The following is a 19,484-nucleotide window of genomic DNA, read 5'->3' as shown; positions in this document are numbered from 1 at the left end:
GAGGGGGGCGCGTCGCGGGTATGTGACTTGCTGCATCGCGTGCCTGTCCAGCTTGAATTCCACAATCCCCATGCCAGACGCTCTTGAATCCGCAAGCGCCGCATCCTTTGCCACGTCTTGTTCCGCATCCTGTGCCTTAAGTCCACATCTGCCGCTGATTGTCATATCGCCGCACCTGGACGATGCGGTGTTCAGTTGCGGTAGCCTGCTGTCGCGCTGCGCCGGAAGCACCGTTGTGACCGTCTACACGGGCATGCCCGACGACCCCGGCACCCTGACGAAATGGGATCGCGCCTGCGGCTTTGCCGATGCCGCCGCCGCCCTGCGCGAGCGCACCCAGGAGAACCGCCGCGCGCTTGCGGCCATTGGCTGCCAAGGCCGGTCGCTGGACCTGGTGGACTGCCAGTACCTGGCGTGTCCCGATGCCGCCATGCCCCGGCTGACCGAAACCCTGCTGGCCACCTTGCACGATCTGGCCCCCGGCTCGGTTGCGATTCCCCTGGGGCTATTTCATGGCGACCACATTCGCGTCAGTGATGCTGCCCTGCTGATATGGGAGACCTGGCCGGGCGTGCGCTGGTTCCTGTACGAGGACGCGCCGTATCGCGCGCAGCCCGGCGCGGTGCAACAACGCCTGGTGCAACTGCATGCGCGCGGGCTGGTGCTGACGCCCGCGGGCTTATCCAGCGACCCGGCCGACAAGGCGGATGCCATCGCCGCCTACGCCTCGCAGCTCAAGGGCTTCAACGGCTTGCCCGAAGACCTGTCCCGGCCCGAACGCTACTGGCGGCTGTCCAGCAAAGGAGATTGCCCATGAGCGGCAAGCGCGTATCCATCGTGGTGTTGACCTACAACCGCTGGCCCGAACTACGCGGCACGCTGGAAAGGCTGCACACGCAGTGTCACGGGTATCCCGTCATCGTGGTGGACAACGGCAGCACGGACGGCACGGCGGAACACTTGCGGCAAGCGTTTCCCGACGTCATCGCGGTGCGCGCCAGCAAGAACCTGGGCGCGGCCGGGCGCAACCTGGGCGTGGCGCAGGTGATGACGCCCTACGTTGCCTTCTGCGACGACGATACCTGCTGGGCGCCCGGCGCCTTGGACCGCGCCGCCGCCCTCTTGGATGCCAATGCGGACATCGCGGTGCTGAACGCGCGCATCGTGGTGGGCCCCGATGCGCGCCCGGACCCCGCGTGCGCGCGGATGGCGCACAGCCCCTTGCCGTCCGTGGGTGGCGTGGGGCGAGAATTGATCGGATTCATGGCGGGCGCGAACGTTATGCGCACACGGGCTTTCATGGACGCGGGCGGCTATTGGGAGCCATTTTTCATTGGTGGCGAAGAGACCTTGCTAGGGCTGGACATCATGGCCGATGGCGGGCGGATCGTTTACGCCCCGGAGCTCGAGACGCGCCACTGGCCATCCCAGGCGCGCGATGCGCCGTTGCGCCGACGCATGCTGGCGCGCAACGCCCTATGGACCGCCTGGCTGCGCCTGCCGCTCGGCATGGCCGCGCGTCGCAGCATCGCGGTGTTGCGTGACATGTCGGGATGGGGCGCGCGCTTTCGCGCCTGCCGGGATGCAATGGGCGGATGGGACTTGATCCGCCAGCATCGTCGCAAGCTGGATCCGGCCACTTGCGCGAAGCTCAACACCGTCTGGCAGGCCGAGGCTGCCGGCAGGCAAACATCCCATCGCGTCCAAGCCGGACGCCCAACAGGAGGACAAGCATGACATCCATTCCCCCCACTCCCTATCAGGCGCGCGAGGCGGCGGCGCAGGCCGTGCGCCTGGCGGCGCCGATGCTGGAGGCCGCGCGCGCGAATCAACACGTAGGCGAAAGCGGTTTTCTGCACGTCGTGGTCATGCACCCTTTGGCGCGGCCCACCGAGTGCGATTTCGACGCCGCGGTGCTGTACGAGGAGAGCTTCGGCGACACGGCCAAGTGGGATGCCGACTATGGCGCCTACGCGCGTGCCAAGGCGCAACTAAGCTGGCGCACCGGGCGGGCCAGCCACTCGGTGCTGGCCTTGTCCCCGCATCTGCTGCGGGCCGACGACGTGACGGTGTGGGGCAGTGCGGTGGTGGACGGCATCGTGGTCGCCGTCAGCGGCGCCAACCCCTGGTTTGACGAAGCGTTCGCGGGCGCCATCGCGCACTTGTTCAAGGCTTGCGTGCAGGCACAATCCGCGCCGGCCTAGGCAGGCAGAGCGCGCAAATGTCGTTCTGTGGCGGAACGGCATTTGCTGGCCGGACCCTCATCGTCTTGAGGGCCTTCCCATGAAAGAACCGGACGCCACCGCCAACGACTTCGCCCGCAAGGAAGTCAACCGGACCATTTTGCGCGCGCTGTGGAAGTATCGGCGACGCACAGCGGCCGCCGTGGCGCTGCTGATAGTGGCCAAGCTGCTGATGGTGCTGGTGCCCGTCATTCTGAAGACCATCGTCGATACGCTGAGCGCGCCGGGCACGCTGCTGCTGCCCGTTTTCCTGCTGCTGGGCTATGCGTTGATCCGGTTTGGCGGCAGCGTCTTTACCGAGTTGCGCGACGTGGTCTTCGTCAAGGTGGCGCAACGCACGGTGGCGGAGTTCACCGTCAGGGTGTTTGCGCAACTACAGCAGTTGGGCGCGCGCTTTCATGGCGCCCGCAACACCGGCGGCCTGGCGCGTGACGTGGAGCGCGGCACGGCCGGCTTGGGCTTCTTGCTGGGAACGGGCTTGTTCACGCTGCTGCCCACCTTGGTGGAGATCGTGTCCGTGGTGCTGATCCTGGTGATGGGTTACAGCGCGTGGTTCGCGCTGATCGTCACGCTGACCTTTGTTGCGTATTTCTCGTACACCACGGTGCTGGTGCGTAAGCGCATGAAGTATCAACGGCGCCTGAACGAGCTGGACTCGCGCGCCAGCGGCCAGATGGTCGACAGCCTCTTGAACTACGAAGCGGTGAAGCTGAATGCGAACGAGGCTATGGAGTCGTCGCGGCTGGGCCGCGTCCTGGGCGATTGGACCGAGGTCGGCATCCGCAACCAACGCTCGTTGTCGCGGCTGCACGTGGGGCAAAGCGGCATCATTGCGTGTGGCGTGGCGGCGGTGATGCTGCTGGCGGGGCAACAGGTGGTCAGCGCGCAGATGACGGTTGGCGACCTGGTGCTGGTCAATGCCTACATCATCCAGATATGCCTGCCGCTGAACACGCTGGGGCTGATATTCAGGCAGGCAAAGGAAGCCTTCGTCAACGCCGAGCGCGTGTGCGACCTGCTGCGGCATCCGCCCGAAACCGGCGACGATCCCGACTTGCCCGCCCTGGATGCCGGGGCGGGGGAAATCCGTTTCGAAGGCGTCAGCTTCGGCTACGACGCCGGCCGGCAGATCTTGTGGGATATCGATTTCACGGTGCCCGCGGGCACCACGCTGGCCGTGGTGGGCGGCAGCGGCTCGGGCAAGTCGACGCTGGCGCGGCTGCTGTTCCGCTTCTATGACCCCGACGCCGGCCGCATCCTGATCAACGGACAGGACCTGCGCACGGTCAATGTGCGCAGCGTGCGCAAGGCGCTGGGCATCGTGCCGCAAGACACCATGCTGTTCAACGAAACCATTGCCTACAACATTGCCTACAGCCGGCCGGATGCCACGCGCGAGCAGGTGGTGCAGGCTGCGCGCGGGGCGCGGGTCCATGAATTCATCGAAAGCTTGCCCGACGGCTATGAGACGGCGGTGGGCGAGCGCGGGGTAATGCTGTCGGGGGGCGAGCGCCAGCGTATCGCCATCGCGCGGACCATCTTGAAGAACCCGTCGATTGTGGTGTTCGACGAAGCCACCTCGGCGCTGGACACGCGCACCGAGCGCGCCATCCAGGCCGAGCTTGAGCGCATTTCACGCGGGCGCAGCACCTTGATCATTGCGCATCGGCTGTCCACCATCGTGCACGCCCACAACATCCTGGTGCTGGACCGCGGGCGCGTCATCGAACAGGGCCGCCATGACGACCTGCTCAAACGCCAGGGCATGTACGCGCAGATGTGGGCGTTGCAGCGCCAGCAGTCCGCGCTGGAAGAGGCGATGGGGCGCGAAACGCGGCAACCGGTCAACCTGGTGGCGGTGGTGGCCGGCGTGCTGGACGCGGCGCGCGAGCTGGCGCAAGACAAGGGCGTGAACCTGTACACCACCATCGGCAACGAGGCCGCGCGCATTACCGGCGACCCTAGCTCGTTGCAGCAGTTGGTGTGGGACCTGTGTCTGCACGCCATCGCGGTCACGCCGCACGGCGGACGCATCGAGATCCGCTTGCAGCGAGAAGGTCCCATGACGCGCCTGGCGGTGACCGACGGCAGGACATCCGTCGCCACGAGTGCGGATGCGGATGACGCGCCGGCTGCTGACAGTTTGCTGAACATACCCGAGCCACTGCGTGCCGCCGCCGCCCTGGACCCCGCGCAGTTCGCGGCGCAGGTGCAGCGCCAGGGCGGCCAGTTCCACAGCGCCACGGCCGAGTCGGGGGGCCTGCCCTATTGCGCCGACTTCCCAGTGCGCGCGGTGGAAGCCACGCCGCTGCGCGCCGACGTGGGGCTGCCCGACCTGCGCGGCGCGTCCGTGATGGTGGTGGACGACCAGCCCGAAGCCGGAGATATGGTGGCGGAGATCCTGAAGGACAACGGCGCCACCGTATCGCAATGCGCCACGGGGCAAGAGGCCTTGAAGGCCTTTGCAGAGCTGCCCCCCGAACGCTGGCCGCGCGTGCTGATCTGCGACCTGGCGCTGGGTGACATGGACGGCTATGAAGTCGTGGGACGCATCCGCGCCATGGAAGCGCAGCGCGGCGCGTCGCTGGCGCATCGCCTGCCGGCCATTGCGCTGTCCGGCCATGTCAGCCCCGAATACCGCTTGCGCAGCTTGCTGGCAGGCTTCCAGGTGCATCTTGCCAAGCCCGTGGATCCGAACGAACTGTTGGCAACCGTGGGCGCGATGCTGCCCCCAGCACCCGCGAAAAACGTCGACGCATAAGCAGGCATATGGCACTTCTTACCGCTGATGTAAGAAGTGCCGTGTCACCCACCCGGCTCGAAAAAAATCCGTCCGAGATGTTCATCCCGTTGCTCGTCCTTTGGCACATCACTTGCTCAATGCTGACCTGCAAACAGGCACGAACAACGGAGTTGCACCATGAAAAGAATCGCCATCATCAGTGAGCATGCCTCGCCACTGGCGCTTGCCGGCAGCGTGGACAGCGGCGGCCAGAATGTTTATGTCGCGCATGTGGCGCGCGAGCTGGCACGCGCCGGCATGCAGGTCGACGTGTTTACCCGCAAGGACAACGCCGCACTGGCATCCGAGCAGGCCATGATGCGCGGGGTGCGCGTCGTGCATGTGCCGGCAGGTCCTTGCAGCTACCTGCCCAAAGAAAAAATGCTGCCCTACATGGACGAGTTCTCGGCCTACCTGCTGCGCTACTTTGGGCGGCAAGGCGCTGGCTACGACGTCATCCACGCCAACTTTTTCATGTCGGCGATGGCGGCGCTGCCGGTTGCGCAGCACTTCGGCATTCCGCTCGCGGTGACGTTCCACGCCTTGGGCAAGGTGCGCCGCCAACACCAGCAAGAGGCGGATCTGTTTCCGGATATCCGTTTCGATATCGAAGACGAGATCACGCGGCGCGCCGACCGCATCGTGGCGGAATGCCCGCAAGACCGGCACGACCTGATTGAGCTCTATGGCGCCGACCCGCGCCGCATCGAGATCGTGCCTTGCGGTTATGACGGCGCCGAAATGTCGCCGCAACCCGTCGCCGCCGCGCGCGCGGCATTGGGCTGGGATGACTCCGCCTTCACGTTGCTGCAGCTTGGCCGCATGGTGCCGCGCAAGGGCGTGGACAACGTCATCCGCGCATTGGCGCGCCTGCGGGCGAGGCATGGCGTGAACGCCAGGCTGTGCATCGTGGGCGGCAACAGCGACGATGCCGACGTCGCCTCCACGCCTGAAATCGGCCGCCTGCGCGGCATCGCCGAAGAAGAGGGCGTGGCGCCGTGGGTGGAATTCACGGGGCGCCGCCATCGCGACCAGCTTGCCACGTACTACAGCGCCAGCGACGTGTTTGTGACCACCCCGTGGTACGAGCCCTTCGGCATCACGCCGGTAGAGGCCATGGCTTGCGGCAAGCCGGTGGTGGGCTCGGACACGGGCGGCATCCGCAGCACGGTGGTGCACGGCAAGACCGGCTTCCTGGTGCCGCCGCGCGACCCCGATCGTCTGGCCGAGCGCCTGGCCGAACTGGCGGCGGATGCCGAACTGCGCGCGCGCATGGGCGAGGCCGGCAGGTTGCGCGCGCGGCGTCTGTACACCTGGAAGCGCGTGGGGCAGGACCTGTTGTCCGTGTATGGACACATGGCGGCCGGCGCGGCTCGTGCCGATCGCCAGGCCGCGCGCATTGCGGCTTAACCGAACTAGACGTGGAGCGAAAGATGACTGAGCAATCGACGAATGACTTTGACAGCCTGAAAGGGCGCTGCGTTTTGGTCACGGGCGGCGGCAGCGGCCTGGGCGCGGCGCTGTGCGAGATGCTGGCAGCCGAAGGCGCCAGCGTGGCCGTGGCCGATGTGGACGAGCAGCGTGCCACCGCGCTGGCGCGCCGCTTGGCGGAACAAGGCGCCAACGTGATGGCGTGCGTCATGGACGTGGGCGTGGTGGACGATGTGCGCGAAGGGCTGGACGCGGTTGTCCGCCAGTTCGGCAGGCTGGACGCCATTGTCAACAGCGCCGGCGTGGACGTGACGGCGCCCATCGACGACCTGGACGCCGATGTCTGGGAACGCGTGCTGCGCACCAATCTGACAGGACCGTTCCTGATGGCCAAGCTGGGCAAGAGCAAGCTCAGCGCCGGTGGCCACATCGTCAACGTGGCCTCGACCGCCGCGCGTCGCGCGTGGCCCAACGCCAGTGCGTACCACGCCAGCAAGTGGGGCTTGATGGGCTTGTCGCATGCCTTGCACGCGGAACTGCGCGGGGCGGGCATCAAAGTCAGCGCCGTGATCGCGGGCGGCATGCGCACCCCCTTCCTGCTTGACCGCTTTCCGGACATCGACACGGACACCTTGCAAGATCCCGCCAATGTGGCGCGCGCGGTGCGCTTCGTGCTGACACAGCCGGCCGAGACGGTGGTGCCCGAAGTCATGGTGCTGCCGATGAAGGAGACGTCATGGCCTTAAGGCCGGCGGTATTTCTCGACAAGGACGGCACGGTGCTGGCCGACGAACCCTACAACGTCGACCCGGCGCGCATGGCCTATGCGCCCATGGCCTTGGCCGGGCTGTCGCGCCTGGGCGCGGCCGGCTTGCCGCTGGTGGTGATCAGCAATCAGTCGGGCGTGGCACGCGGCATGTTCGCCGCCGCCGCGCTTGACGCCGTCCACGTCAAGCTGGCGTCGATGTTCATGGCGGCGGGCGCGCGGCTGGACGGCTTTTACTGGTGTCCGCACCATCCCGACGGCGTGGTCGAGGGCTACGCGGTTGAATGCGACTGCCGCAAGCCCAAGCCCGGCCTGATCTTGCGCGCCGCGCAGGAGCTGGGCCTGGACGCCGGCGCGTCATGGTTCATCGGCGACATTCTCGACGATATCGAAGCCGGTAACCGAGCCGGCTGCCGCAGCATTTTGCTGGATGTGGGCAATGAGACCGAATGGCGCGAAGGCCCCCAGCGGTTGCCGCATAGCCGCGCGCCGGACCTGGACGCCGCCGCCCGCATCGTGCTGGCCAGCCTGGCGCCCGCGGCCCAGAGGGACAGGGGGTGAGCATGGCCTGGGACTGGCAGCAATGCGCGCACGTGCTGTGCATCCGCCTGGACAACATGGGCGACGTGCTGATGTGCAGTCCGGCGTTCCGGGCGCTGCGGCAGGCGGGCGCGCGCCGCCTGTCGCTGCTGACGTCCACGTCGGGCGCCAAGGTGGCCCCGCATATTCCCGAGGTGGATACCGTGTTGGCCTACGACCCCGCCTGGGTGAAGAACGGCTCGCAGGGGCATGATCAGGATGTTGAGGCCATCGCGCGCGTGCGCGCCTTGCGGCCCGACGCCGCGGTCATCTTCACGGCGTACAGCCAAAGCCCGCTGCCTGCCGCGCTGCTCTGCCATCTGGCCGGCGTGCCGCGCGTGTTGGCCCACTGCCATGAGAACCCGTACCGGCTGATTTCCGATTGGGTCCGCGACACCGAGCCGCAAGCCGGTATCCGCCACGAGGTGCAGCGTCAGTTGGACCTGGTGGCCAGTGTGGGCGCGCATTGCGAGGACGAGCGCATGTCCTTCCGCGTTACCGACAACGACCGCTTCGCGCTGCGGACCAAGCTGCATCACGCCGGCGTCACCGAAGCCGGTGGATGGATATGCGCCCATGCGGGCGCCACCGCATCGTCGCGGCGCTATCCGGCCAGGCAGATGATGCAGGCGCTGGTGGAGCTGCGTGGCGACGGCCGCCGCATCCTGCTGTTGGGCGGGCATGAGGACGCCGACCTGGCGCCGGCCCTGGCCGAGGCGCGCCAATGGTTGCCCGGGCTGATTGATCTGTCGCAAGGCTTGACGCTGGGCGAGCTGGGCGCGGCGCTGGAGGCGTCGGCCCTGATGATCTGCAACAACAGCGGGCCGGCGCATATCGCCGCCGCGCTCGGCGTGCCGGTGGTGGACCTGTACGCGCTGACCAATCCGCAGCACACGCCCTGGCAAACCGCCGCGCGCGTGTTGAACCACGACGTGCCTTGCAAGTACTGCTATCGCAGCGTATGCCCCGAGGGCCACCAGGCCTGCCTGGCCGGCGTTGCCCCCACCCGTGTCGCCACGGCGGCGCGTGATTTGTTGAACCAGATTCGTGTGGACCCGGGCGGTCCGCGCGCGGCCAAGGAGACCATTCCATGTACACACTAGGCATCAATGCGGCCTACCACGACTGCTCGGCCACGCTTGTGCGCGATGGCATTGTGCTGGCAGCGGCCGAAGAAGAGCGCTTCACACGGGTCAAGCATGGCAAGCGTCCGGTTCCGTTCACGACCTGGCAGCTTCCGTATTACGCCATTGACTACTGCCTGTCGGTGGCGGACATCCGCCTGCGCGACGTGGACCATATCGTCTATTCCTACGACCCGGCGCTGTTGGCCGATGGGCAGCCCCGGCCGCTGGATATCGCGCTGCCGCTGGAGCCGTCGCGCGCCGGGCACGGGCCGAACGGCGAGTCGCCGTGGGACCCGTTGTTCCTGTCGTACCTGGTGAACGCACCGCGCCAACTGGTGGACGGCGCGCCGCACCACTTGAAGTCGCCCCGCTTTGACGACCTGACGCTTGAGCACGTGCTTGACCGCTGGGTCTATCTGGATCATCACCTGTCGCATGAAGCCAGCGCGTTCCTGGCGGCTCCCTGCGCCGAAGCGGCGGTCTTGACCATGGACGGGCGCGGCGAGAAAACCACCACCAGCTACGGCCATTTCACGGGCGGCGAATATGCCCGTTTGAAGCAGATTGACCTGCCGCACTCGCTGGGCCTGCTGTATGAAGACGTGACACGCTACCTGGGCTTTTTGCATTCGTCCGACGAATACAAGGTGATGGCCCTGGCTTCCTTCGGCAAGCCCAAGTACCGGGCCGAGTTCCGCGACATTCTCCGGCTGGAGGAAGAGGGCGGATATTCCTTGCAGCCGGCGCGGCTGGCCGAACGCTTCGGTCCGCCACGCACCCGGGGCGCGCCGTTCGAGGACAAGCACAAGGACATTGCCAGCTCCTTGCAGTACGTGCTGGAAGAGACGGCGCTGCATATGGTCCAGTGGCTGCACGAAAAGACGGGCGCCAAGGACCTGTGCATGGCGGGCGGCGTGGCGCTCAACTGCGTCATGAATGCGCGCATTGCGAAGGATGGCCCCTTTGAATCGGTGTGGGTGCAGCCGGCTGCTGGCGATTCGGGAACATCGCTGGGCGCCGCGTTGTATGTGGACTACCACCGGCGCGGCGGCAAGCGCGAATGGTCGATGGAACATGCCTACCTGGGGCCGTCCTACCCCGACGAAGAGATCGAACGCTTTCTGTACAGCTCGCGGCTGGACTTCCGGCGGCTGGACGACGTGGCGGGCGAAGCGGCCGCGTTGCTGGCCCAGGAAAAAATCCTGGGATGGTTTCAGGGGCGCATGGAGTTCGGCCCGCGCGCGCTAGGCGCCCGTTCCATCCTGGCCTCGCCGCTGGATAGCGGCATGCAGGCACGGTTGAACGGCTTGAAGGACCGCGAAGACTTCCGGCCCGTGGCCCCCGTGGTGCTGGAAGAGCGCGCGGCGGAATGGTTCGATGGCCGTGGCGCGGCATCCATCTGCGCGCCGTTCATGTTGTTCGTCTATGACGTGTTGCCGCAACGCGCACAACAGATCCCGGCCGTGCGGCACATCGACGGCACGGCGCGGGTGCATACGATCCGGCGCGACCAGAACCCGCGCTATCACGACTTGCTGGTGGCATTTGAACGGCTGACCGGCGTGCCCGTGCTGGTCAATACGTCGTTCAACACGCGCGGCGAACCGGTGGTGTGTACACCCAGGGACGCCCTGGAGTGCTTCTGGACATCGCCGCTGGACGCGCTGGTGATCGGCTCTTACCTGGTCGAGAAGCCAAGATGAGCACGGGAAATTTCCCTCTGGTGTCCGTCGTCGTGCCCACCTACAATCGCCCGGAGTTGCTGTCGCGCTGCCTGGAGGCCTTGGCGAACCAGCGCTTTCCCAAGGACCAGTACGAAGTGCTGGTATGTGACGACGCTGCGTCGCCCGCCACGCGGCGCCAGGTCGAGGCGCTGCAAGCGCAATGGAGCGGCCGGCCCGCCTTGCGTTATCTGCCCGTGGTGGGCAGCCGCGGACCGGCGGGCGCGCGCAACCTGGGGTGGCGCAACGCACGTGGCGAAATCATTGCCTTTACGGACGATGACACCATTGCGCAACCCGATTGGCTGGGGCATGGCGTGCTGGCGATGCGGCCGAATCTGGCGGCGGTAACGGGCGTGACCGAGATGCCGCTGCCCGACCCGCCCAGCGACTACGAGCGGGATGCAGCCGGGCTGACGCGGTCCGAGTTCATTACCGCCAACTGCTTTGTACGACGCACGGCGTTGATGGTGGTGGGCGGTTTCGACCCGCGCTACACGATGGCGTGGCGCGAAGACTCCGACCTGCATTTCGCCTTGCTGGACCATGGCTTTTCGGTGCAGCGCGCACCCGACGCGCGGGTCCTGCATCCGATGCGGCCCGTGCGCTTCGCGGCAGGCCTGGGCATGCAGAAGAAAGTGATGTTCGACATGCTGCTGCGCAAGAAGTACCCGCTGCTGTATCGCAGCCGCATCCGCGCGCATCCGCCGCGCTTCTACTTGGGCGTGACGCTTGCCGCCGTGGCGGCGGTGGCCTTGGCCTTGTCGGGACACTTCGGCGCGGCGTTGGCGGCCGCTGGCGCATGGTTGGCCTTGAGTGTGCACTTCTTTCTGCGGCGCCTGCGCGGTACGCGCCGCTCGCTGCAGAACATGGCTGATCTGGCAATCACGTCCGCGTGCATCCCGCTGCTGTCCATCCTCTGGCGGCTGGTGGGCATGTTGCGCTTTGGCAGGAGCCGCGCATGAAGCCCCTGTTCGATGTGTCGCGTCCCCCGGCCAGCATCGCCGTATTCCGTGCGCTGCAATTGGGTGACATGCTGTGCGTGGTGCCCGCCTTGCGCGCACTGAGGCGCGCCTTTCCGCAGACCCGGATCCTGTTGATCGGCCTGCCGAACGCGGGCGAATTCGTGAACCGGTTTCACGCCTATGTGGATGAGCTGATCGACTTTCCCGGTATTCCGGCCTTTCCCGAACAAGCAGCCAGGGCGAGCGAGCTTCCCGCTTTTTTCCGCCGCGTGCGTGGGCTGCATGTCGAGGTGGCGTTGCAGATGCACGGCAGCGGCAGGCAGTCCAACCCTATCGTGGCGCAGTTGGGCGCCGAGCGCTGGGGCGGCTTCGTGGACGAGGCGGCGGGCGAGATACCCGGCTGCCGGATGCCATGGCCGGATGATCTGCCGGAGCCACGCCGTTATCTCGCTCTGCTGCGCTACCTGGGCATCGACGCGGACGACGACGCGCTGGAATTTCCGGTGTCCCTCGCGGACCACGGCGACGCGAAGCAGTTGCTGGGCCGGCACGCGCTGAATCCGGAAAAATTGATCTTGATGCATGTGGGCGCAAGGCTGCCGTCGCGCCGCTGGCCCTTGGAGCGCTACGCGGCGCTGGCGGGGGAGCTGGTGCGCCTGGGCTGGCAGGTGGCCCTGACGGGGATGCGCAGCGAAGCGCCCCTGGCGCGTTCGCTGCGGGAACAGGCTGGCGTGCCGCTTACCGATCTGTGCGGCCAAACCCACCTGGGCAGCCTGGCAGCCTTGTTGAAGGTTGCCCGCCTGCTGATTTGCAACGACACCGGCGTGTCGCATGTGGCGGCGGGCGTGGGCGCGATGAGCGTGGTGATTGCCTGCGGTAGCGATCAGCGGCGTTGGGCGCCGCTGGATAGCGCCCGCCACGTGGTGCTGGCCGCCGACATGCCATGCCGGCCGTGCGCGTTCGAGGACTGCCCCATCGGCCACCCCTGTGCGCTGGCGGTGACCGTGCCCGACGTGCTGCGGCGGGTGCAAAGCCAATTACAGGGGGCGCTGCAATGACGCATCCAGAAGTGGCGCGGACGGGCCGACGCCTGCGTATCCTGACGTGGCATGTGCATGGCAACTATCTTTATGCGCTGAGCCATGTGCCGCATGATTTCGTGGTGCCGTCCTTGCCCGGCAATCCGCCGGGCTATGGCGCGCTGGGCCGCAAGATTCCGTGGCCCGCCAATGTGGTGCAGGTGCCGGCCGATACGTTGCTGCGCATGCCGTTCGACTGCGTCCTGTATCAGTCGCGGCAGAACGTCGAGGACGCGCGCCTGTGGCTGGACGATGCGCAACGCGCGCTGCCCAGCGTCTACCTGGAACACAACCCGCCCGAGCCGCACCCCACCGATACGGTGCATCCGTTCCGGCATGATCGCGGCTTGCTCGTGCACGTCACGCCGTTCAATGCCGCGATGTGGGACGCGGGCGGCATGCCCATGCGGGTGGTGGAGCATGGCGTGCCGCCGCCCGCCGTGGCCTATGACGGCGGCACGCCCAAGGGCATCGTCGTCATCAACCACCTGGCCAGGCGAGGGCGGCGCTTGGGACGCGACCTGTTCGAAACCCTGCGCGCGCAAACGCCCATGGACCTGATCGGCATGGGGTCGGAGGAGTTGGGCGGCCTGGGCGAGGTACCGAACATGGAAGTGAGCGCCGTGCTGGCGCGCTACCGCTATTTCTTCAGCCCCATCCGCTACGCCAGCCTGGGCCTGTCCCTGGTGGAAGCCATGCTGTGCGGCGTTCCCGTGGTGGGCTTTGCCACCACTGAACTGCCCACGGTCATCCGGAATGGTGAAAACGGCTACGTGGACACACGGCCGGACCGGCTGCTGGCCGTGGCTCGGCAACTGGTCGCCGAGCCTGCCCTGGCGCGCGCCTGGGGCGCGGCCGGACGCGATACCGCGCTTGAACGCTTCGGCATGGGCCGCTTTATTTCTGATTGGATAGACGTGTTCGACACGATCCTGGAGGCAGCATGATGAACGATATTCCACGTAGCGGCCGGGCACTGGTCGCGGGCGGTGCGGGCTTTTTGGGTTCGCACCTTTGCTCCCGGTTGTTGAACGACGGATGGGAAGTGATCTGCGTCGACAACTTCCAGACGGGCAGGGCGTGCAATGTGGCACCGCTTGCCGCGCACCCGCGCTTTACGGTGATGCGCCACGACGTGGTTGACCGCCTGCCGCGCCTGGGCGTCGACCGCATCTACAACCTGGCTTGCCCCGCGTCGCCCGTGCACTATCAGGCCGATCCGCTGAAGACCCTGCGCACCTGCGTGCTGGGCGCGATGCAGCTTCTGGAGCTTGCCCGCGACGTGGGCGCGCGCGTGCTGCAGGCGTCCACCAGCGAGGTGTATGGCGACCCCCTGGAACATCCGCAGGCCGAAGGCTATTGGGGCCATGTGAATCCGGTGGGGCCACGATCCTGCTATGACGAGGGCAAGCGCTGCGCGGAAACGATTTTCATGGAATATGCGCGGCGCGAAGGCGTGGTGGTAAAGATTGCACGCATCTTCAATACCTACGGGCCGCGCATGGCGCCCGACGATGGGCGCGTGGTGTCGAACTTCATCGTGCAGGCCCTGGCGGGCCAGCCCCTGACGATTTATGGCGACGGTACGCAGACGCGCTCGTTCTGTTATGTGGATGATCTGATAGACGGCCTGGTGCGTCTGATGGAAAGCCCTGAAGACCTGACGCAGCCCGTCAACCTGGGCAACCCCGCCGAACTGTCGATGCTGGACATGGCCGACATGGTGCGGGCACTGACGGAGTCGCGCGTGCCGCTGGTGCATCGAGAGCTGCCGGTGGACGCCCCGACACATCGCTGTCCCGATATCTCGCTGGCGCGCACGCGCCTGGGATGGAGCCCGCGCGTGAGTCCGGCGGACGGCATTGCGCGCACGGTGGCGTACTTTGCCGCAGAAGCCGCCCGTACGCGGCCGACAGACGTGGCGACCACCGTGCAGGCAGCCATGGCGCCCGCCGCCCAGGCATAGGGTTTGCTGCGGGTTCGGACATGCGGCGCGACCCTTGCGCCCGCCATCGTCCAAAGGAGCCCATGATGAGCACCAAACCGCATTCCCATCAGGATGACCCCGCCGACGCCGAGCACAAACCGGTGCCCGAGGATGAGCGCACGCTGGCCGGCCGCCCGGCCGACCCCAACCGTACCGGCGCGGGCCGGCAGTTCCCGCCCGGCATGGACCCAAAGGATGTGTGGGATCCGGGCCGTTCCACGCCGGACGCCAAGCCGGTCGACAACCGATCCGGTACCTCAAGGAGCAAATAATGAAAGCTGTTGTATTTCACGGCATTGGCGATATCCGCCTGGACACCGTCCCCGACCCCGTCTTGCAGGAAGACAATGACGCCATCGTGCGGCTGACCGCCAGCGCCATCTGCGGCACCGACCTGCACTTTGTACGCGGCACGATGGAATCCATGAAGCCCGGCACCATACTCGGCCACGAAGGCGTGGGCGTGGTGGAGCAGTTGGGGCCCGGGGTGCGCAACCTGAACGTGGGCGACCGCGTGGTCATTCCGTCCACCATTGCCTGCGGCTATTGCTCGTACTGCCGCGCGGGGTACTTCGCGCAGTGTGACGTGGCCAACCCGAACGGCCGCGATGCCGGCACCGCGTTCTATGGCGGGCCGCAATCCACCGGACCCTTCCACGGCTTGCAGGCCGAGCTGGCGCGCGTGCCGTTCGCCAACGTGAACTTGGTGAAGGTGCCGGATAGCGTCACCGACGAGCAGGCCTTGATGTTGTCGGATATTTTTCCCACCGGGTATTTCGGCGCTGACCTGGCCAGCATCAAGCCCGGCCACACGGTGGCGGTGTTCGGCTGCGGGCCGGTGGGGCAGTTCGCCATTGCGTCGGCCAAGCTGATGAACGCGGGCCGCATCTTTGCCGTCGATACCGTGCCCGACCGCCTGGCCATGGCGCGCGCGCAGGGCGCGGAGGTGATCGACTTCAACGCGGAAGACCCGGTGGCATGCATCAAGGGCTTGACGGGCGGCATCGGCGCTGACTGCGCCATCGATGCCGTGGGGGTGGACGCCGAGCATGCGCATGCCGGGCCGGCGGCCAAGGCGGACGGTATCGCCGCCATGAAGGAAGAGGCCCGCAAGGCGGCGCCCCACGCCAATCCCGACGGCAAGCACTGGCAACCCGGCAGCGCACCGTCGCAGGCGCTGCAATGGGCGGTGCAGGCCCTGGCCAAGGCGGGCACGCTGGCGATCATTGGCGTGTATCCCCCCAATGACCGCACCTTTCCGATCGGCGAAGCCATGAACAAAAACCTGACCTTGCGCATGGGCAATTGCAACCATCGCAAGTACGTACCGCTGCTGATGGAACTGGTACGCACGGGCGCGGTGGACCCGGCGACCATCCTGACCCGCCAGGAACCGTTGACGCAGGCGGTGGATGCATTCAAGGCGTTTGATACCCGCCAGCCCGGCTGGTTGAAGGTCCAACTGGAGCCGGCGGCTTGAGCACAATGCGGCAGGGCTCAGGGGCCAGGTTTGCCGGACGGCTTATCGGGGCGATCTTCGACCTGTTCTTTCACCTGCTTTTCCGTTCGGCCGAAAGCATCCCTGCCTTGCGGCGCTTGCTCACCTCCGGCCGGATAACCGGAATTCGTGGCGGGGTCGGGGTTCACGTCCCCTTGCGGCGGGCCATCAGCCACGGGCTGGCCGGTGGCGCCGACCTCGGCACGGTCCACATGCGGCGAGGGCGGCGGGTTCGGGGCGGGAGCGGGCTTGGATTCGTTCATGGTGGGCGACCCTTGCTGGTTGGCGCCGCGCGACATGCGCGGCTTCGCCCGCCTTGCAGCAACTCCCATGCCTGATTCAGGAGGATGCATGTATACGCATATTCAAATCGGCGCACGCCAATGGCCGCGGCTGGTGGCGTTTTACGACGCCGTGCTGGCCCCGCTGGGCCTGCGCCGGCGCAACACCATCGAAAACGCCGGCCCCGAGGGCGTGATCTGGGGCGTGGGCGAGCAGCGTTGGCCCACGTTCGTGGTGGGGCCGCCGTTCAACGGCTTGCCCGCCACCTGGGGCAACGGCTGCCAGGTCAGCTTTGAAGCGCCAGACGAAGCGGTGGTGCGCCAATGCTGGACCGAAGCCCTGGCGCAGGGCGGCATCGACGACGGGGCGCCGGGCTTACGAGCCCGATACGCGCCCGACTTCTACGCCGCCTATTGCCGCGACCCCGAGGGCAACAAGCTGGCCTTTGTCTGCGCGCAACGGCAGCACGGCGCTTAGCACGGTGCGGCCGGGCTCGGACACAATGTCCAAGCTGCCATGCACCCGAGCGATGCGGGCATGCATGCTGCGCATGCCCACGCTGACGCCGGCTTGCCGCACCGCCGCCACATCAAACCCCGCACCATCGTCTTCAATACGCAGCTCCAGGCGGTCATTGTCGGGCAGCAGCAGTTGCACCTGCACGCGGCGCGCGCGGCTGTGCTTGACCACATTGGTCAACGCTTCTTCCAGCAGGCGGGTCAGCGCCAGGCATTCCAGGGAAGAGGGCGGCGTGCGCCATTGCGGCGGAAACTGCCAGTGGGAATCCAGGCCCAATTCGTCGAACACCTGCACGAAGCGATGACGCAGCGGCGCGGCCCATTCCAGCGGGGTCGCGGGCACGGTGACGCCGCTGCTGGATCCGCTGTCGATGGTCTGGCGCAAGTCATCGCGCAGCAGCTTCAACATGGACAGGAACTGCTGGCCCTGCAAGGGCTTGTCGCCCTGTTCCACCATGGCCATCATCCGCACCAGCGAGCCGCCCAGCCCATCATGCAGATCGTGCGCAATCTGCAAGCGCTCGTGCAGGCGGGTATTGGCCACCGCCAGGGTGTGTTCGCGTTCCAGCGTGGTGGCCAGTTCGCTGCGCGCCTGAAAGATGCCGTCGGCCAGTTCCTGGTTGAAGCGTTCTATCTGCCGCACGTTGCGCGCGTGGCGCAAGCCCAGAATGGCGGACATGCACAGCGTGACCACCACGCTGGTGTACGCCGTATAGGTCTGGCCGGACGAGATGAGCTTCATCATCACCAGCAGGTCGTGCACCATGACCACAAGGAAAATCAACAGGCAGGCGGCCAGCATCAGGTGTTCCGGGCGGCGGGTGCGCCAGGCGTGTACCGGAAATTGCAGGCAGTTGATGATGAAAATGGCGGCGGGGGTCAGCACGCCGATTGATTGCACGGTGGCCAGCGCGCTGTCTGGCGCGAAGGCCAGCATGGCCAGCAGCGCGGCGCTCAGTATCCACAGCGCGCGCTCGGTGCGAGGCAGCGATTGTTTGCCAAAGCGCCAGGTGAACAGGCAGAAGCAGGCCACGTACAGCACCAACGCCATGGCGTTGGCGCGCGCCAACGACAAGGTGTTGGGCAGCGGCCAGGGGTTGGTCAGCAGCACATTGCTGATGAACAGCACCCAGAACAGCGACATCAGGGCATACCAGCCATAGGTGGTCTGTTCACGCCGCACCACCCAGATGCAGAAGAACAAGCCGCCCAGCACGGCGGACACCACCAGGTTCACGGTGTACAGCGAGCGGTTGAGCCACCAGATTTCTTCCTGTCTGGCCTGCATCGCTTGCGGGGTGCCCAGGCGCACGATGCCCAGCCCGGGTGTCTGTTGCGCAACGCCCACCACCCGTACCCACAGCGTGTTCACGCCGTCGTGCACGATGGCCTCGGGCAGGCGCCAGGTGCGCGGCATGTTCCAACTGCGCGACAGCGGTTCGGTCAGTTGCGGGTCGCTCCAGATCAGGTCGTTATTGACGAACACTTCACCGGCCATGACCACCGATTCCAAGGTCAACCCCACCGGGCCGGGGCAGGGCCGCTGCCAGTCGATGCGATACCAGACGGATCCGCTGTAGCCGGGCCAGCGCTTGTTCCAGTCGTCGGGCAGCGTGACCGGAACCCACTCGGCCGTGTCAGGCCGGCTGCCGTCGGCGGCGGCCCGCGCCGCCGTGATGGACATCACCTGCACCGCGCACGCCTCGGGCGCCGTCGCCCCGCTTGCGTCCACGGCCAAGGCGGGCATCGCGCTCAGCGCCAGCCAGCAGGCAAGCAACCACCTCAGTCCAGCAAGCCACGCGAGCGCGCGGCGTGTACCGCCCGCGTGCGCGAGGAAACGGCCAGCTTGCGGTAGATGTGCTTGATATGGCATTCAACGGTGTAGCGCGACAGGAACAGTTGTTCGGCGATTTCGCGGTTGGCCAAACCTTCAGCCACCAGACGCAGGATCTGGCTTTCGCGGGGGCTAAGTATCTCACCGCTTGCCGTGCCGGTCTGCTCTGTTGGCCGGGGCCGCAACTCGTCGATGATGCGCCGTGCCACGAACGGGTCAATCGGCGCACCGCCCCGCAGCACACTGCGTAACGACAGCGCCACTTCCATGTCGTCCCGTTCTTTCAGCACATAGCCCGTGGCGCCGGCGCGCAAGGCCGCCAAAATCGCGTCTTCGGTACACCAGGCCGAGATGACCAGGATGGCCAGGCCGGGGTCGGCGGCGTGCATCTCGGCAATCAGGTCGATGCCGCTGCCGTCGGGCAAGCCCAGGTCCACCAGCGCCAGCGCAACGGGCTGGCTGGCCAGGCAGGCGCGCGCCTCGGCCAGGGAGCCCGCGAAGATCAGCGCGTCGGGCTGATAGCCCAGTTGCAGCAACAGGCCTTCGATGCGCCGGCAGACCAGCGGTTCGTCCTCCACCAGCAGCACGGGGGCGGGCAGCGTGAGTTCGGGGGCAAGCGGAGAGGCGGACATAGACGGGAAGGGGAAAAGGCAGAATCGCCCGATTCTAGAT

Annotated in this window: 19 protein-coding genes; 16 read left to right on the top strand and 3 right to left on the bottom strand. The window is 66.7% G+C overall.

Translation table 11 applies throughout. The features are described 5' to 3' along the window. Positions 1–70: 70 nt before the first annotated feature. The 15 genes from ACE04A_RS04340 to ACE04A_RS04270 all read left to right on the top strand — a co-directional run bounded on the left by ACE04A_RS04340 (position 71) and on the right by ACE04A_RS04270 (position 16,160). On the top strand, positions 71–817 hold the full coding sequence (locus ACE04A_RS04340; protein WP_448717583.1) for a PIG-L deacetylase family protein: 747 nt from the start codon (positions 71–73) through the stop codon (positions 815–817). Beyond that, a complete protein-coding gene (locus ACE04A_RS04335; protein ID WP_448717582.1) occupies positions 814–1,737 on the top strand; it encodes a glycosyltransferase family 2 protein in 924 nt (307 codons plus the stop codon). Before ACE04A_RS04340 ends, ACE04A_RS04335 begins: the two co-directional genes overlap by 4 nt. Next, positions 1,734–2,204: a hypothetical protein gene (locus tag ACE04A_RS04330; RefSeq protein ID WP_448717580.1), complete on the top strand. Its 471-nt coding sequence runs from the start codon at positions 1,734–1,736 to the stop codon at positions 2,202–2,204. Before ACE04A_RS04335 ends, ACE04A_RS04330 begins: the two co-directional genes overlap by 4 nt. Positions 2,205–2,283: 79 nt before the next feature. Then, positions 2,284–5,004 carry an ATP-binding cassette domain-containing protein gene (locus ACE04A_RS04325; protein WP_485819886.1) on the top strand — a complete coding sequence of 907 codons (2,721 nt, stop codon included), beginning with the start codon at positions 2,284–2,286 and terminating at the stop codon, positions 5,002–5,004. A gap of 159 nt (positions 5,005–5,163) precedes the next feature. Continuing rightward, a complete protein-coding gene (locus tag ACE04A_RS04320; protein WP_448717579.1) occupies positions 5,164–6,435 on the top strand; it encodes a glycosyltransferase family 4 protein in 1,272 nt (423 codons plus the stop codon). A gap of 23 nt (positions 6,436–6,458) precedes the next feature. Continuing rightward, the gene (locus ACE04A_RS04315; RefSeq protein WP_100856919.1) at positions 6,459–7,202 is read left to right on the top strand and encodes an SDR family oxidoreductase; all 744 of its coding nucleotides are present in this window, start codon (positions 6,459–6,461) and stop codon (positions 7,200–7,202) included. Next, positions 7,193–7,783: a D-glycero-alpha-D-manno-heptose-1,7-bisphosphate 7-phosphatase gene (locus tag ACE04A_RS04310; RefSeq protein WP_100856918.1), complete on the top strand. Its 591-nt coding sequence runs from the start codon at positions 7,193–7,195 to the stop codon at positions 7,781–7,783. The genes ACE04A_RS04315 and ACE04A_RS04310 overlap by 10 nt, the downstream gene beginning before the upstream one ends. A gap of 2 nt (positions 7,784–7,785) precedes the next feature. Beyond that, positions 7,786–8,904, top strand: a complete 1,119-nt coding sequence (locus ACE04A_RS04305) for a glycosyltransferase family 9 protein (RefSeq protein ID WP_485819885.1) — start codon at positions 7,786–7,788, stop codon at positions 8,902–8,904. Continuing rightward, positions 8,892–10,631 carry a carbamoyltransferase family protein gene (locus ACE04A_RS04300; protein ID WP_485819884.1) on the top strand — a complete coding sequence of 580 codons (1,740 nt, stop codon included), beginning with the start codon at positions 8,892–8,894 and terminating at the stop codon, positions 10,629–10,631. The genes ACE04A_RS04305 and ACE04A_RS04300 overlap by 13 nt, the downstream gene beginning before the upstream one ends. Next, positions 10,628–11,614, top strand: a complete 987-nt coding sequence (locus ACE04A_RS04295) for a glycosyltransferase family 2 protein (protein ID WP_448717577.1) — start codon at positions 10,628–10,630, stop codon at positions 11,612–11,614. The genes ACE04A_RS04300 and ACE04A_RS04295 overlap by 4 nt, the downstream gene beginning before the upstream one ends. After that, positions 11,611–12,672, top strand: coding sequence for a glycosyltransferase family 9 protein (locus ACE04A_RS04290; RefSeq protein ID WP_485819883.1), 1,062 nt, complete (start codon positions 11,611–11,613; stop codon positions 12,670–12,672). Before ACE04A_RS04295 ends, ACE04A_RS04290 begins: the two co-directional genes overlap by 4 nt. Continuing rightward, positions 12,669–13,640, top strand: coding sequence for a glycosyltransferase (locus ACE04A_RS04285; protein ID WP_448717575.1), 972 nt, complete (start codon positions 12,669–12,671; stop codon positions 13,638–13,640). The genes ACE04A_RS04290 and ACE04A_RS04285 overlap by 4 nt, the downstream gene beginning before the upstream one ends. Then, entirely contained in the window at positions 13,640–14,659 is a 1,020-nt protein-coding gene (locus ACE04A_RS04280) for a UDP-glucuronic acid decarboxylase family protein (protein ID WP_448717646.1), read from the top strand. Before ACE04A_RS04285 ends, ACE04A_RS04280 begins: the two co-directional genes overlap by 1 nt. A 65-nt stretch (positions 14,660–14,724) precedes the next feature. Then, positions 14,725–14,952, top strand: a complete 228-nt coding sequence (locus ACE04A_RS04275; RefSeq protein WP_448717574.1) for a hypothetical protein — start codon at positions 14,725–14,727, stop codon at positions 14,950–14,952. After that, the gene (locus ACE04A_RS04270) at positions 14,952–16,160 is read left to right on the top strand and encodes a zinc-dependent alcohol dehydrogenase (protein ID WP_100856911.1); all 1,209 of its coding nucleotides are present in this window, start codon (positions 14,952–14,954) and stop codon (positions 16,158–16,160) included. Before ACE04A_RS04275 ends, ACE04A_RS04270 begins: the two co-directional genes overlap by 1 nt. Positions 16,161–16,177: 17 nt before the next feature. Here the strand turns inward: ACE04A_RS04270 and ACE04A_RS04265 are convergent, their stop codons facing one another. Beyond that, positions 16,178–16,477, bottom strand: coding sequence for a hypothetical protein (locus ACE04A_RS04265; protein WP_448717573.1), 300 nt, complete (start codon positions 16,475–16,477; stop codon positions 16,178–16,180). Positions 16,478–16,529: 52 nt separating this feature from the next. Here ACE04A_RS04265 and ACE04A_RS04260 point away from each other — a divergent pair, with 52 nt between their 5' ends. Beyond that, positions 16,530–16,937, top strand: a complete 408-nt coding sequence (locus tag ACE04A_RS04260) for a VOC family protein (protein WP_485819882.1) — start codon at positions 16,530–16,532, stop codon at positions 16,935–16,937. Here the strand turns inward: ACE04A_RS04260 and ACE04A_RS04255 are convergent. Then, positions 16,836–18,725 carry a sensor histidine kinase gene (locus ACE04A_RS04255; protein WP_448717644.1) on the bottom strand — a complete coding sequence of 630 codons (1,890 nt, stop codon included), beginning with the start codon at positions 18,723–18,725 and terminating at the stop codon, positions 16,836–16,838. The genes ACE04A_RS04260 and ACE04A_RS04255 overlap by 102 nt on opposite strands. 35 nt (positions 18,726–18,760) lie before the next feature. Beyond that, positions 18,761–19,444, bottom strand: a complete 684-nt coding sequence (locus tag ACE04A_RS04250) for a LuxR C-terminal-related transcriptional regulator (RefSeq protein WP_279995692.1) — start codon at positions 19,442–19,444, stop codon at positions 18,761–18,763. Positions 19,445–19,484 lie beyond the last annotated feature (40 nt).

The organism is Achromobacter colocynthidis (assembly GCF_057334535.1).
The sequence above is the reverse complement of the archived record's forward strand: the minus strand, read 5'-3'. Positions and strand labels throughout refer to the sequence as shown.

Excerpts from the sequence above, each read along its gene's own strand:
- ACE04A_RS04310 (WP_100856918.1), top strand. The coding sequence starts at position 7,193 with ATGGCCTTAAGGCCGGCGGTATTTCTCGACAAGGACGGCACGGTGCTG.
- ACE04A_RS04280 (WP_448717646.1), top strand. The coding sequence starts at position 13,640 with ATGAACGATATTCCACGTAGCGGCCGGGCACTGGTCGCGGGCGGTGCG.
- ACE04A_RS04290 (WP_485819883.1), top strand. The coding sequence starts at position 11,611 with ATGAAGCCCCTGTTCGATGTGTCGCGTCCCCCGGCCAGCATCGCCGTA.
- ACE04A_RS04315 (WP_100856919.1), top strand. The coding sequence starts at position 6,459 with ATGACTGAGCAATCGACGAATGACTTTGACAGCCTGAAAGGGCGCTGC.
- ACE04A_RS04270 (WP_100856911.1), top strand. The coding sequence starts at position 14,952 with ATGAAAGCTGTTGTATTTCACGGCATTGGCGATATCCGCCTGGACACC.
- ACE04A_RS04320 (WP_448717579.1), top strand. The coding sequence starts at position 5,164 with ATGAAAAGAATCGCCATCATCAGTGAGCATGCCTCGCCACTGGCGCTT.
- ACE04A_RS04260 (WP_485819882.1), top strand. The coding sequence starts at position 16,530 with ATGTATACGCATATTCAAATCGGCGCACGCCAATGGCCGCGGCTGGTG.
- ACE04A_RS04325 (WP_485819886.1), top strand. The coding sequence starts at position 2,284 with ATGAAAGAACCGGACGCCACCGCCAACGACTTCGCCCGCAAGGAAGTC.
- ACE04A_RS04305 (WP_485819885.1), top strand. The coding sequence starts at position 7,786 with ATGGCCTGGGACTGGCAGCAATGCGCGCACGTGCTGTGCATCCGCCTG.
- ACE04A_RS04330 (WP_448717580.1), top strand. The coding sequence starts at position 1,734 with ATGACATCCATTCCCCCCACTCCCTATCAGGCGCGCGAGGCGGCGGCG.
- ACE04A_RS04275 (WP_448717574.1), top strand. The coding sequence starts at position 14,725 with ATGAGCACCAAACCGCATTCCCATCAGGATGACCCCGCCGACGCCGAG.
- ACE04A_RS04300 (WP_485819884.1), top strand. The coding sequence starts at position 8,892 with ATGTACACACTAGGCATCAATGCGGCCTACCACGACTGCTCGGCCACG.
- ACE04A_RS04335 (WP_448717582.1), top strand. The coding sequence starts at position 814 with ATGAGCGGCAAGCGCGTATCCATCGTGGTGTTGACCTACAACCGCTGG.
- ACE04A_RS04340 (WP_448717583.1), top strand. The coding sequence starts at position 71 with ATGCCAGACGCTCTTGAATCCGCAAGCGCCGCATCCTTTGCCACGTCT.
- ACE04A_RS04265 (WP_448717573.1), bottom strand. The coding sequence starts at position 16,477 with ATGTCGCGCGGCGCCAACCAGCAAGGGTCGCCCACCATGAACGAATCC.
- ACE04A_RS04285 (WP_448717575.1), top strand. The coding sequence starts at position 12,669 with ATGACGCATCCAGAAGTGGCGCGGACGGGCCGACGCCTGCGTATCCTG.
- ACE04A_RS04255 (WP_448717644.1), bottom strand. The coding sequence starts at position 18,725 with ATGCCCGCCTTGGCCGTGGACGCAAGCGGGGCGACGGCGCCCGAGGCG.
- ACE04A_RS04250 (WP_279995692.1), bottom strand. The coding sequence starts at position 19,444 with ATGTCCGCCTCTCCGCTTGCCCCCGAACTCACGCTGCCCGCCCCCGTG.
- ACE04A_RS04295 (WP_448717577.1), top strand. The coding sequence starts at position 10,628 with ATGAGCACGGGAAATTTCCCTCTGGTGTCCGTCGTCGTGCCCACCTAC.